Here is a 13,379-nt window from a genome sequence, read left to right on the forward strand (position 1 = left end):
GCCGGGCGGGGGTGGTCGCGGCGGTTATTGCGGCTGCAATCGCTTCCCGAGGTGGGGGCGCGGTGTGCCGCCGCGCGCTTTCCACCGGCTGTGACCCTCTGCTTTTCGGTCACGTTTGGAACGTTGCGTATCCGGACGTATGCACAGCGTTTCGAGACCCGCGAGGGCGATCGATCACAACGTCGCTGGTGATCGGTGTACCGGCCCTGTACCCCCGGGGGTTACGGCAGGCTACTCATTTAATACGCAACGTTACTCGAAATGATCGTCGAAGGTGCGTCCGGCGCCGCTACCCGACAGACTCACGTTCGCTATCCGTTACACCCCGACGGAAGGACGCGCCATGCGGAACGCGGTGAAGTGCGCCCTGGTGAGCGGCCTGCTGGCCGCGGGCACGCTCGCCCCGCTGTGCGGTGCGGCGCTCGCGGCGCCGGCGCCCCACGCGCCCTCGGCGCTGGTGCTCGCCGCCGTGCCGGAGCGCACGGGGGAGGCGGGCGGCGCGGGCGCGCCGGTCTGCGCCCCCGAGGACTCCGGAAGCGCCGAGGGCCCGGGGGACTCCGGGAACCGTTCCGCGCCGGAGATCCTCTGTGCGTGGCCGGACGGCGCGAAGGGGGACGGCGCGGAGGTGTTCGCCATCTGACCGAACCTTCCGGCGGAAACCGGGGTCCGCACCACCTGGGACCCCACTGAAGCGGCCGGTCGCCGTGCACGCCCCGGACAGGCGGCGCGAGCGGGCCGGCGGGCCTCGCGGTCACCTCCTCACCGCGGGGCGGGCCGATCGAGCGGACGGGCGGAGAGCCGGTCCTGTGGGGGGTGCTGGCACGCACCGCCCGTCCACGCCGCGGCCCACCAAGGGCGCGGTCCGGAGAGAATGCCTGGCTCTCCGGGCCGCGCCCCCTGTTGTTCACCGCTCGTCGCCGACGGGGCCGACGCGGTCCTCACCACCGGGGAACCGGTCCGTCTTCCCTCCAGCGGGATGAAATACGGTCGCACGCGCGTTGGTCCACTGGTGCAGTGGACACACAGGGCGACACACGGTCGCACACGGCGACGCACGGCCAGCGGGAGGTAACCGGAAGTGGCGGGTACGCAGGCGGGGGAGACCGGGGAGACCGGGAAAGCCGGAGACGCGGGGGAGGCCGAGGACGCGCGGCGGCCGGGCTGGGCACGGCGGCTGACCGCGTACTGCTGGCGCTACCGCCGCAACGTGCTGCTGTCGCTGGGCGCCTCGCTCGCCGGTATGGCCGTGATGGCGCTCGTCCCCCTGGTCACCAAGGTGGTCATCGACGACATCGTCATAGGCGGCGGGGGCGGGCTCGGCCTGTGGATCGGGCTGCTGGTCGCCGCCGCGGTGGCGGTGTACGGGCTGACGTACGTGCGCCGCTACTACGGCGGCAGACTCGCGCTCGACGTCCAGCACGACCTGCGCACCGAGATGTACGACTCCATCGCCCGCCTCGACGGGCGGCGGCAGGACGAGCTGTCCACCGGCCAGGTTGTCGGGCGCGGCACCAGCGACCTTCAGCTCATCCAGGGCCTGCTGTTCATGACGCCGATGATGATCGGCAACATCCTGCTCTTCGTCATCTCGCTGGTCGTGATGGTCTCGCTCTCGCCGCTGCTGACGCTGGTGGCGCTGGCCGTAGCGCCCGCCCTGACGTTCATCGCCCGGCGCAGCCGCGACCGGCTGTTCCCCGCGAGCTGGTACGCCCAGGCCCAGGCCGGCGCGGTGGCGGGCGTGGTGGACGGGGCCGTCGGCGGTGTGCGCGTGGTCAAGGGCTTCGGCCAGGAGGAGCAGGAGACCGGCAAGCTGCGCTCGGCCGGCCGCGAGCTGTTCGCCGCCCGGCTGCGCACGGTGAAGCTGAACGCGCGCTACACCCCCGCGCTGCAGGCCGTACCCGCCCTCGGCCAGGTCGCGATGCTCGCCTTCGGCGGCTGGATGGCCACCCGCGGCCAGATCACCCTGGGCACCTTCGTCGCCTTCTCCACCTACCTCGCCCAGCTCGTCGGGCCGGTGCGGATGCTGACCATGATGCTGACGGTCGGCCAGCAGGCGCGGGCGGGCGTCGAGCGCGTCCTGGAGCTGATCGACACCGAGCCGGCCATCCGCGAGAGCGAGGACGCCCGCGAGCTGCCCGCCGACGCCCCGGCCACCGTCGAGTTCGACCGCGTCGGCTTCGCCTACGACACCGGCCCCGACGCCCGGCCGGTGCTGGAGGACTTCTCGCTGAGCATCCGGCCCGGCGAGACCGTCGCCGTCGTCGGCACCTCCGGCAGCGGCAAGTCCACCGTCTCGCTGCTGCTGCCGCGCTTCTACGACGTGACCTCGGGCGCGGTGCGGGTCGGCGGCCACGACGTGCGCGAGCTGACCTCCGCCTCGCTGCGCGAGGCCATCGGCCTGGTGCCCGAGCACAGCTTCCTGTTCTCCGACACCGTCCGCGCCAACATCGCCTACGGCCACCCCGACGCCACCGACGAGCAGGTACGGGCCGCCGCGCGCGCCGCCCAGGCCGACGGCTTCGTCTCCGATCTGCCCGACGGCTACGACACAGCCGTCGGCGAGCAGGGACTGACCCTCTCCGGCGGTCAGCGCCAGCGCATCGCCCTGGCCCGCGCCATCCTGTCCGACCCCAGGCTGCTGGTGCTGGACGACGCGACCTCCGCCGTGGACGCCCGGGTGGAGCACGAGATCCACGAGGCGCTGCGCGGGGTGATGGCCGGCCGCACCACCCTGCTGATCGCCCACCGCCGCTCCACCCTCTCCCTGGCCGACCGCATCGCCGTGCTCGACGGCGGGCGGCTGGTGGACGCCGGCACCGACGCCGAGCTCCAGGAGCGCTGCGAGCTGTACCGCAGGCTGCTCAGCGACCCCGACGAGCTGGGCGGCGTCGAACGCGACCCGGCCGGGCAGGCCGCCGCGGCCCGGAAGGCGTCCGGTGAGGCGTCCGGTGAGGCGTCCGGGGATGTGGCGCGGGACGGCGGGTCCGACGGCCGGGTCGACGGCGTCACCCCCGACCTGTGGATCAGGGAGGGGGACCCGGAGGACACCTCCGCCACCACCCCCGGCGCGCCCGCCCCCGCCACCGGCGGGCCGGGCTTCGCGGGAGCCCTGGCCGGGGTCCCGGCCACCCCCGAGATGCTCGACAAGGTCGCCGCCCTGCCCCCGGCCGACGACACCCCCGGCATCGACGAGGAGCGCGCCGAGTCCGCCGAGTCCGCCTACGGGCTGCGGCACCTGCTGCGCGGCTTCCGCGGACCGCTGCTGCTGAGCCTGCTGCTGGTCGTGATCGACGCGGTCGCCGGACTGCTGCTGCCGGTCCTGGTGCGGCACGGCATCGACGAGGGCGTCCAGCGGGCGGCGCTCGGGGCGGTCTGGGCCGCCTCCGCGCTGGCGCTGGTCGTCGTCCTGGTGCAGTGGGCCGCGCAGACCGGTGAGACCCGGGCCATCGGCCGCACCGGCGAACGGATCCTCTACACCCTCCGCGTCAAGATCTTCGCCCAGCTCCAGCGCCTCGGGCTCGACTACTACGAGCGCGAGCTGACCGGGAAGATCATGACCCGAATGACCACCGACGTGGACGCCCTGACGACCTTCCTCCAGACCGGGCTGGTCCAGGCGATCGTCGCGGTGCTGACCTTCTTCGGCATCATGGTCGCCCTCGTCGTCATCGACGCGGGGCTGGCGCTGGTGGTCCTGGCGACCCTGCCGCCGCTGGTGATCGGCACGGTCTTCTTCCGCCGCCAGAGCATCAAGGCCTACGAGCTGGCGCGCGAGCGCGTCAGCGGAGTCAACGCCGCCCTCCAGGAGGGTGTCGCCGGTCTGCGGATCGTGCAGGCGTTCCGCCGCGAGGAGCGCGACGCGCGCCGCTTCGCCGAACTCAGCGACGGCTACCGTCAGGCGCGGGTGCGCGGCCAGTGGCTGATCTCGGTGTACTTCCCCTTCATCCAGTTCCTCGCCTCCCTGGCGACCGCCGCCGTGCTGATCGTCGGGGCGAACCGGGTGGGCGACGGCACGCTGACGGCGGGCGCGCTGGTGGCCTACCTGCTCTACATCGAGCTGTTCTTCGCCCCCGTGCAGCAGCTCTCGCAGGTCTTCGACGGCTACCAGCAGGCGGTCGTCTCCCTGGGCCGCGTCCAGGAGCTGCTGCGCGAGCGGACGACGACGCCGCTGCCGGACAGGCCGCGCGAGGTGGGCCCGCTGCGCGGCGAGATCGTCTTCGAGGACGTCGCCTTCCGGTACAACGCCGGCAGCGCCGGCAGCGACGGCAGCGACGGGAACGGGGACGCGAGCGGGACCGGGGAGGGCGGCGAGAACGCGCTGTCCGGCATCGACCTGAGGATCCCCGCCGGGCAGACGGTCGCCTTCGTCGGCGAGACGGGAGCGGGCAAGTCCACGCTGGTCAAGCTGGTCGCCCGGTTCTACGACCCGACCTCGGGCACCGTCCGGGTGGACGGAGTCGACCTGCGCGAACTGGACCTGGCCGGCTACCGCCACCGGCTCGGGGTGGTGCCGCAGGAGTCGTTCCTCTTCCCCGGCACGGTGCGCGACGCCATCGCCTACGGCCGTCCCGAGGCCACCGACGCCGAGGTGGAGGCCGCCGCGCGGGCGGTCGGCGCGCACGACATGATCGCCACGCTCTCCGGCGGCTATCTGCACCCGGTCGCCGAGAAGGGGCGCAACCTCTCGGCCGGGCAGCGGCAGCTGATCGCCCTGGCCCGCGCGGAGCTGGTGGGCCCGGACATCCTGCTGCTGGACGAGGCCACCGCGGCCCTGGACCTGGCCACCGAGGCGCTGGTCAACCAGGCCACCGACCGCCTGGCGGGCCGCCGCACCACCCTGGTCGTCGCCCACCGCCTCACCACGGCCGCCCGCGCGGACCGGGTGGTGGTCCTGGACCACGGCCGGGTGGTGGAGGACGGCACCCACGCGGAGCTGCTGGAGCGCGGCGGGCGGTACGCGGAGCTGTGGCGCACCTACGCGGGCGTGCCCGCGGGCGCGGGGGTGTGAGCGCGGGGTGTGAGCGCGCCGCCGAGCGCTCCACCGCCGCTGAGCACGCCCCTGCCGGAGTCTCCGGCGCGGGGGCGCGCTCAGCGGCGGTTGCGCGGGTGGTCGCGGGCCGTGCGCTCGTTGCCGCGCCGGTAGTTCCCCGTCCAGCGGGCCATCACCAGTTGCGGATCGTCCGATTCCGCCTCCACCAGGAAGCGCCGGGCGCGCTCACCGCGCAGAGTGGTGACCGGGCGGCCGTGGTGGGCGACGGTCACCGTGCCGTCGCCGTACACGTCACAGGAGAAACCTCTGGGTGCGGGCATGGGGCCGACCGTACGGGTCAGGGGCGGCAGAGCGCAGCCAGATATTCGTCCACCGTCTGCACCACCCCGCCCTCCAGCGGCTCGGAACCCTCCCTCCAGTGGACGGCGGCGATCTCCTCGCAGGGGGTGAACGGCGCCTGTGCGTCCGCCTCGGCGGTGAACAGGGCGCCGTACATCATCCGGCGCTCGGTGCCCGCACCGTGCCCGGCCCCGAGCACGGTGCGGGCGAAACCGGCGAACCGCAGCCGCTCCGGGGTCACCTCCTGGCCGGTCTCCTCGCGCAGTTCGCGCACCGCCGCCTGCCGGGGCGTCTCCCCGGTCTCGATCTTGCCGCCCGTTCTCTAGGCTACTCTCGGTTGTCGCTTCGTTACTCTTCTATTCCGGAGCCGCGCACGTGAACGTCCTGGAACACTGGACCGTCGACTTCTATGACTTCCACTCCCCGCCTCCCGACACGGAAGCCATGGGTCTCTCCGACTTCGGAGACCTGCACGCCCGCGCCGCCCGTAACGGAGCCCGGCACGGCTCCCCCGTCATCCTGTCGCCGTCGGGCCGTCCCGACTCCCGGATCAACCTCTTCTTCCGAGAGGGCCGCATGGCGACGTCCCAGCCCGGAACCTGGCGGCGCTACGCGTACACGCTCGTGGTGTGGCTGGACTTCCTGGACGCCATCGGCACTTCCTGGGACAGGGCCACGGTCCGGGACGTCGAGGCGTTCAAGGACTGGCGCATCACCGACGGCCGGAACTCGGAGCGGGTACGGCCGGCATCCTTCGACACCGACCGGGCCGGACTCAACAGCTTCTACGGCTGGGCAAGCTCCAGGTTCGGCATCACGAATCCGGTCACGACCGTACGCACCGACGACGAGGCAGCAACACGGCAGGCGTACAGCCGAGGGCGCCGTGATCCACTGCGTCCGGCCGGTTCAACCAGTCGCCAAGTGAAGTGGCTGCTCCGAGACGCATTGGAACAGTGGCGTGACATCGGGTTGCGCGGATACGGGTTCGACGGGCTGCGACGCGCGGGGCGGCAGACCGGTGGATTCAACGAGGACCGGGACACCGCCTTCGTCGACGGTCTTTACGGGACCGGGCTGCGGCTGCGCGAGTGGGCGAGCGTCCTCGATGTCGAGCTTCCCGGATCGGGCGGCGAGCGGATGGGGACGGCGTGGCTCGCGGCCAAGTGCGTCAAGGGCGGGCGCGAGGGCCGGACGTACTGGATTCCTCGGCAGGTGCTGCGGTCGGTCGAGGGATATCTGGACCCGCTGGAGGGTTCCCGGGCCGAGGTGATCAGCAGGGCGCAGCGGGAGAGACGGTACGACCGGCTCACCGGCGTACGCATCGTCACCGGCCACGATCCCCGCGCCCGCACGCTGCGCGTGGCCGCTGCGGACGGTCCGGAAGCGGTGGCCTTGGACGAGCTCGCGCCGGACGAACGCCGCCTGTTGTTCCGGCGGACGCCGCGGGGCCTGGAGCCGCTGTGGGTGTGGCTGTCGGTCAACGGCCTGCCGAAGAAGCCGCACAGTTGGGAGGACACCTTCGATGCCGCGAACCGGCGAGTGGCCGAGGCGTGGCTGCGCAGGACCGATCCCGGCGGCCGGCTGGGCGAGGAGCAGCGGGAGCAGGTGCGGCGCGAGTGTCCTTTGTGGATGACACCCCACATGTGCCGCCATTCCTTCGCCCTGAAGTGGTTCTCGATCCTCTCGCTCCTGGAGGAGCGCCGCCTGGAGGGCTTCTCCCCCGACGAGATCGAGGACTTCCGCGACCAGCTCGGCGACATCTGGTTGCAGCTGGCCGTGCTGCTCGGGCACCGGCATCCCGACACCACCCGGGAGTACTACCTGGAGCCCTTCACCGGCCTTCAGGTCTCGTACCTGATGGCGCTCCTGGACGACGACGAGCGGTCGGGAGTGGACACGCTGGTGCGGATCTTCGCGCGTCACGGCGGCTCGGTCGTGGGGCCGGTCATCGCGGCTGGGGCGCCACGGTGAGGGGCGGGCGCAGGGCGGCGCTTCCGCCGTCCGGCTGGGCTCCGCCCGAGCGACTGCCCGGCGGGGTGTCGGGTGCGGTGGTGCTGTTTCACGAGGAGAGCACCGGGCGGACCGTCCGGTTCGACTGTTCCGACCTGCCGGTGTCGGAGCCGGTACGGGACTGGCTGGTCCGGCGGCTGGCCGAGCGCGCGGGTGCCCGCAGCGGAGTGAAGCGCGCGAAGTCCTTTCGCACCGGCTACCAGGTCGTTCGGGACTTCGCTCGGTCCCTTGCGGAGTGCGAACCGTCGCCGGCGTACCCGTCGGACATCACGGCCGAGCACATCCGGGCCTTCGCGTCCCGCTACGAGGATCCGCAGACCCGTCGGACCTGCGTGACCCGCCTGCGGATCGCACTGCGCGGCTGCACGGAGCTCCCGGAACCGGCGCGGCGTGAGCTGTTCCAGACACGGTTGCCCGTGAAGCAGGCTTCCGTGCAGATCACGGCGTACTCCGAGGCCGAATGGCAGAAGATCATGACCGCGCTGCGGCGGGATGTCCGGCTGTGCCGGGACCGGATCCGGGGCGGTATGCGGCTCCTGGAACAGTTCCGCGCGGGCGAACTGGAAGTGGGCAGCGCTGAGGCCGAACTCGGCGGTCTGCTGGACAGCTTCGCGACGAGCGGTGATCTGCCACGCGCTCGTGACGGAGAGGGAACCGCCGAGGTCAAACGGCACGGCGGTGTGGTGTCGGTGATGCGCATGCTGTCGTTGTCCCAGCAGGAGGCCGGCGCCTTCGCCCTGCTTCTGGCCGCGCTGACCGCCGAGAACCTCGGCACGGTGGCGAAATGGCCCGCCGTGCACCGCCGGACGGACGGTGGGACAGGAGCCTCGTCCGTGGCCCTGGTGGAACAGCGCAAACCTCGCCGTGGCCCTGAACGGGAACACCGGGTGGCCGCCGTCGAGGACCTCCCCGCGTCCCTCAGCTCCGTCCTTGAGCAGGCATCCGGTGACGAGACGCTGTTCCACTCCCCGTTGCGGCTGTATGCCCTGTTGCTCGAACTGACCGCTCCCGCCCGGTGGATCACGGGCAGCACCGGGGCGTTCATCAACCGTCGCGCCAGCGACCGGGGCGGACAGGGCTCCTGCTGGTCGGACGAGATCCGGATCGAGCGGTGGGCCAGGTCCCGAGGCTTCCCGCCGGTCACCCGCGACGGCGAGAACGGACTACCGGGAATCGACGTACGCCGCATCCGTCAGACGGCACTGGAGATCCAGCGCCGCCCGGTGTCGCACAGCCGGAACACTCTGCGGGACCACTACCTCCGGCGCGGCGAGACGGTGCGCGAGCAGAGCCGGAAGGTGGTGGCCGAGGCGCTGGAGGAGCAGGTGGCGAAGGCCCGCACCGCGGCTGAGGTCGCTGTGCTCTCCCCTCGGCTGCTCTCGCTCGCCACCCAGGATCCGGACGCGGCGGCCACCGAGGCCGGGCTCGCTCCGGAGGTGCTGAAAAGCATGGCCTCCGGGGAACGGGACACCGGCGTTGTCGCCTGCCGAGACCATCGAGAGAGCCCTCATGCCCCAGTCGGCGAGGCCTGCCCTGCCTCGTTCCTGAACGGCTGCCTGAGCTGCGCCAACGCCCGTGCCCTGCCGCACCAATTGCCCGTACAGATCGCGTTGCACGACCGGCTGGCGGCGCTCCGACCGAACCTCGATCCCCAGACCTGGCAGGCCCGGTACGCGCTGCCCCTGGCGAGGCTGCGGAGCATCCTAGGCCACTACAGCGCCGCCGAGCAGACTGCCGCGCGCGCCGCCGTCACAGCCCGGCACGCGACTCTGATCGACACGCTCCTGAGTGGACGGACCGACCTGCGATGACCATCCTCGCGCACTCCTCCCCTATCCCTGCGGCCGTATCGGCGCCCTGGCCGGCCGACCATGCGGCCGTTCTTCGCAACCGGCCCGTCCGGCTCGGCACGGACACCGCCGGCCTTTCCCGCTTCGGCGACGACATCTGGCACATCCGTCCTGCTCATCCCGACCCGCACACCAAGGTCGGCAACATCAGCTTCCTTCCGTTTCCGGAGCCACTGCGACGCCAGTTCCGTGCAGTACTCCTGGCTGCCCTTGACCATCCCCAGCCGGTCGAGCCCGGCGGCCGACAGTCAGCGGCCGCGCTGATCGGAATCGGCTCGCTCCCCGTCCTCGCCGCAGACCTCCAGCTGTTCGCCCACTGGATGTCGGAGCGCTCACTCGCCCGTATCGCCGACGTGACCGAGCAGGACCTCGCCGAGTACCTCAGCCACGTGCTGCGCCTCGCCAAGTCGCCCGCGCGCAAGGCGGACGCCGTGTGCGCGGTACGCACCCTGTGGCTCTTCCGCGACCTGGTGCCCGAACCCTGCCGCCTGAACACCGAGTACCCCTGGAAGGACCTGACCGCCAATGCCCTTGTCGGTCTGAGGGCCGCGAAGGGGGAGAACAAGAGACCCCGCATCCAGGACGAAACGATGGAGCCACTCCTGGCCTGGGCTCTGCTGATGGTCGAGCAGATCGGTCCGGACATCTGCGCCGCGTGGCGCGAGTACACCGAGCTGAGACTGGGCGAGCATCCTTCTCAGGCGGCTTACTCCGGCCCCGTGGGTGATCGCCTGATCGCGTATGTGGACCACTGCCGCCGCACGGGAACGCCCCTTCCCGGGCTCCCTGGATCAAGCCCTCACCAGGTCAACTACAACCATGTCCAGCGCCTCGTCGGGTTGCCCTGCGAGGGAGGTCTGAGCACCGCACAGCAGCGCCTGATCTCAGAACAGCAGCTGCCCGTCGCGTCCGACAGTTTCGTGGGTACGATCACCGGTCGGATCCAGGGACGTCCCTGGCGGGACACTCCCCTCGCCGTCCACGAACTTCCCAGGTTGTGTCGGCTCCTGAGCGGCGCCCTGTTCATCGTGGTGTGCTACCTGTCCGGCATGAGGCCCGGGGAAGCGCTCTCCCTGCGCCGCGGCTGCCGGAGCACGGACGAGGCGACCGGGCAACTCCTCGTCAACGGTCGACGGGGCAAGGGCTACGACCGCTCCCCCGACGCGCCGGAGGCAGCCGAACCCCTGCGCCCCTGGGTCGTGGTCGCCCCCGTACACGACGCCATCGCTCTGCTCGAATCCCTGCACGACAAGCCCTACCTGTTTCCCGCCCAGCTCCACAACGGCACCCGTCGCGCCTCGGACGCCCGGGCACGCACCTGCGACTCGATCAACCGCGCCATCACCGACTTCGCGAGCTGGGTGAACGAGACCTTTCGCCGCGCCGACGGAACCGATCCGATTCCTGCAGACCCGGCAGGGAATCTCAACTCCAGCCGCTTCAGGCGCACCCTGGCCCGCTTCATCGTCCGCCGCCCGCGCGGCCTGATCGCTGCAGCCCTCCAGTACGGTCATGTGGACACCAAGGTGACGCTCAACTACGCGGGCGCGCCGGACACCGACTGGCTTCAGGACATCGCGGTCGAGAAGCTCGAACTCGTCCTGGAGCAGATCAGCGACGACGCCCAGCGGCTCGCGGCAGGCGAGCACGTCAGCGGGCCCTCCGCCGAGGAATACCGCCGTCGGGTCACCGGCTCGGCCGACTTCCCGGGCCGTACGGTCATCAGCCCCCGCAGCGCCGCGCGGCTCTTGGCCGGCACGGACCCCCAGGTGCACCACGGAGAGGGCATGACCTGCGTCTGGCGCCCCGAAACAGCCGCCTGCCGCGCCGCCCGCCTCGCCCAGGGCCTGCCCGAGCCGACTGGCCCGGACGAGAGCGAGTGCCGGTCCAGCTGCACCAATCTCGCGTTCACCGACCGGGACATCGCCCACCGCAAGCAGGCCCTCCGCGACTGGGAAGCGGCAGCGTCCGACCCGCTGGCGCCCCAGCCTTTGCGCGACAGGGCCGCGGCACAGGCCGAACGCATCACCTCGCTCATCCACCATCACGAGCAGAACCGCACCGAAGGAGCCCCGGCATGACCACCCGCCGCCCCCGCGACCTCAGCGCCGAACGCTCCGCGCTCCGAGCCGCGGCCGACCGCCTTCTGAAAGGCACCCCCCTGCACTCGGAGACCTGTCGTCTCACCGTCACCGAGCTACTTCGTGAGTCCGGCCTGCGCCGAGACGTCGTCTACGGCGACCACAAGGACCTTGCCGAGGAGTTCCAGGCCCGCGTACGAGCCCAACAGCGAACGCCTGCGATCTCACAGTCACTGGCTGACGAAAACGCCGAGCTGAAGCAGAAGCTGTCGGACACAGCAGCCGCCCTGGCGAAGGAACGCCAGATCACTGCGGCTCTACGCCGCCTCGTCGCCGAACTTGACCTGGAACTCAATGCCATGCGGGAAAATGCTGGTGCGGCCCGCGTCACCGCCCTGCCGCCCCGGCGACGGATGGGCCGTAACGGGTGAGCGCCGGCCCCGCTCCCCAGTTCGTCGGAGGGCCCACATGATTCCAGTCCTCCGTCAAGGCCAGGCTTACCGATATGGAGGGCATCGGCATGAGCTACATGTTGAATCTGTGGCGTCAGACGCTCGACGAGGTGGACGAGTCGGTCTGGCTGCGAACCGAGCTCAGCGTGCTGATCCTCGCGGAGACAGGGATCACCTCGCTGTCACCGGAGATCGGAAGACTGCATAAGCTGAGGACCCTGGATCTGGGCCACAACGCGCTCACCTCGGTGCCTGACGAGCTCGGTGACCTGTCCGGGCTCTGCGACTGCCTCTACCTGCACGACAACCGTTTGACACAGTTGCCGCAGACGCTGGGACGGCTGACACGGCTGCGCTACCTCAACATCGGCGAGAACCAGCTGACCGCGCTGCCTGACGCCATCGGCGGAATGGCAGAACTCATCGAGCTGCGAGCACAGCACAACCGGCTGCGCACGCTGCCCGCCTCGATCGCTGAACTCGGCAACCTGCGCGAGCTCTGGCTCCGCGGAAACTCCATCGAGTGCCTGCCGTCATCCGTCGGCGAACTCCGCGAACTGCGGCACCTGGACCTTCGCGAGAACAGGCTCTCCGAGCTGCCCCAGACACTGGCCGGCCTCCCCCTCCTCCGCCAGATCGACCTTCGGAGCAACCGAATCAGCCGTCTGCCGGACTGGCTGACCCAGATGCCCTCCTTGGAGAAACTGGATCTGCGCTGGAACGAGATCGATCTCCCTCAGCCGTTCCTGACCGAGCTGGAGAATCGGGGGTGCGTGGTCCTGGTATGAACACGTTTCGCCTGCCGACCAACGCTCACGCCAAGTCGCCACGGGACTTCAGGTCATCGAAGAGCGCCTGGTCAACAGGGGGTACGTCCGCCCGGTCCGCATACGAGAACCAAGCCACTTCCTCGATCTCGCTGCTCGGGGCCAGCTCGCCCCGGTAGTCGCCCGAGTAGCAGGCCATGCGCACCACCACACCCTCCGGTGAGCCGGGTGTCTCCGCCTCGTACGTGCCCACATGGTTGACGGTCCCCGGGTCGAGCAGGACCGTCAGCTCTTCCTTGATCTCACGCACCAGGGTCTCCAGGTCGCTCTCCACGCCCTCACGCTTGCCGCCAGGGATGTAGAAGACGTCCTTGCCTCGCGGACGGGCGCACAGGATCCGACCGTCCTCGATCCTCACCCAGGCGACCGTGTCGATCAGCACTGGCAGCACCCTCAGTTCTCTCGGTCCGAACATGGCCGAGAGAGACCCTACCGAGGCGGAGTGAACCGGCGAGCTTGGCCGACACTCCGCCGACAAACCCCGTCCCGACAACCGACTTGCCTAATGAACGCCCGGCAGCTCCCAGCAGTCGCGCCCGCGCACCCGCACCATCAGCAGCCGCCCCCGGTGCCACAGGGCCACCAGGGCGTAGCCCACGCGCGCGTCGTCGAAGACCGCGTCCTCCGGCTCCCGGTGGAAGTCCAGCAGTTCCATCCCCAGCGGACCGCGGGCCAGCGGGGCCTGCCCGTTCGCCATGGAGTCCGTCGCGGTGCTCGCCTCGGTGCTCGCCTCGGCGTTCGTCGCGGTGTTCGGTGCGGAGTTCGGTGCGGAGTTCGGTGCGGTGTTCGGCGTGGCGTTCGTCATGGCGGCGAGCGTATGTCCGCGG

General features: G+C 71.0%; 11 protein-coding genes. 7 read left to right on the forward strand and 4 right to left on the reverse strand.

The window, feature by feature from the left end:
* Positions 1–343: 343 nt before the first annotated feature.
* On the forward strand, positions 344–640 hold the full coding sequence (locus tag CUT83_RS05480; protein WP_101254710.1) for a hypothetical protein: 297 nt from the start codon (positions 344–346) through the stop codon (positions 638–640).
* 534 nt (positions 641–1,174) lie between these two features.
* Positions 1,175–5,008, forward strand: a complete 3,834-nt coding sequence (locus CUT83_RS05485) for an ABC transporter ATP-binding protein (protein WP_240957699.1) — start codon at positions 1,175–1,177, stop codon at positions 5,006–5,008.
* Positions 5,009–5,088: 80 nt separating this feature from the next.
* Here the strand turns inward: CUT83_RS05485 and CUT83_RS05490 are convergent, their stop codons facing one another.
* Positions 5,089–5,310, reverse strand: coding sequence for a hypothetical protein (locus CUT83_RS05490; protein WP_101254712.1), 222 nt, complete (start codon positions 5,308–5,310; stop codon positions 5,089–5,091).
* Between the two features lie 17 nt (positions 5,311–5,327).
* On the reverse strand, positions 5,328–5,603 hold the full coding sequence (locus tag CUT83_RS05495; RefSeq protein WP_240957675.1) for an NUDIX hydrolase: 276 nt from the start codon (positions 5,601–5,603) through the stop codon (positions 5,328–5,330).
* A gap of 101 nt (positions 5,604–5,704) precedes the next feature.
* Here CUT83_RS05495 and CUT83_RS05500 point away from each other — a divergent pair, with 101 nt between their 5' ends.
* From CUT83_RS05500 to CUT83_RS05520, 5 genes are all read left to right on the forward strand, one after another.
* Positions 5,705–7,303: a site-specific integrase gene (locus tag CUT83_RS05500; protein ID WP_240957674.1), complete on the forward strand. Its 1,599-nt coding sequence runs from the start codon at positions 5,705–5,707 to the stop codon at positions 7,301–7,303.
* An 80-nt stretch (positions 7,304–7,383) separates the two neighbouring features.
* Positions 7,384–9,153, forward strand: a complete 1,770-nt coding sequence (locus CUT83_RS05505) for a site-specific integrase (RefSeq protein WP_101254760.1) — start codon at positions 7,384–7,386, stop codon at positions 9,151–9,153.
* Positions 9,150–11,273, forward strand: coding sequence for an integrase (locus CUT83_RS05510; RefSeq protein WP_240957673.1), 2,124 nt, complete (start codon positions 9,150–9,152; stop codon positions 11,271–11,273). The genes CUT83_RS05505 and CUT83_RS05510 overlap by 4 nt, the downstream gene beginning before the upstream one ends.
* Positions 11,270–11,704: a hypothetical protein gene (locus CUT83_RS05515; protein ID WP_101254714.1), complete on the forward strand. Its 435-nt coding sequence runs from the start codon at positions 11,270–11,272 to the stop codon at positions 11,702–11,704. Before CUT83_RS05510 ends, CUT83_RS05515 begins: the two co-directional genes overlap by 4 nt.
* Positions 11,705–11,778: 74 nt before the next feature.
* Entirely contained in the window at positions 11,779–12,513 is a 735-nt protein-coding gene (locus tag CUT83_RS05520; RefSeq protein ID WP_240957672.1) for a leucine-rich repeat domain-containing protein, read from the forward strand.
* A gap of 25 nt (positions 12,514–12,538) precedes the next feature.
* Here CUT83_RS05520 and CUT83_RS05525 read toward each other — a convergent pair whose 3' ends face one another.
* Together CUT83_RS05525 and CUT83_RS05530 are read right to left on the reverse strand one after the other, a co-directional pair.
* Positions 12,539–12,967 (reverse strand): NUDIX hydrolase, encoded by a 429-nt coding sequence (locus tag CUT83_RS05525; protein ID WP_101254715.1) that lies wholly within the window; start codon positions 12,965–12,967, stop codon positions 12,539–12,541.
* An 87-nt stretch (positions 12,968–13,054) separates the two neighbouring features.
* Complete coding sequence (locus tag CUT83_RS05530; RefSeq protein ID WP_101254716.1) at positions 13,055–13,357, reverse strand: NUDIX hydrolase; 303 nt, start codon at positions 13,355–13,357, stop codon at positions 13,055–13,057.
* Between the last annotated feature and the right edge of the window lie 22 nt (positions 13,358–13,379).

The sequence above is a fragment of the Streptomyces barkulensis genome (genome assembly GCF_002843305.1).
Classification (GTDB): Bacteria; Actinomycetota; Actinomycetes; order Streptomycetales; family Streptomycetaceae; genus Streptomyces; species Streptomyces barkulensis.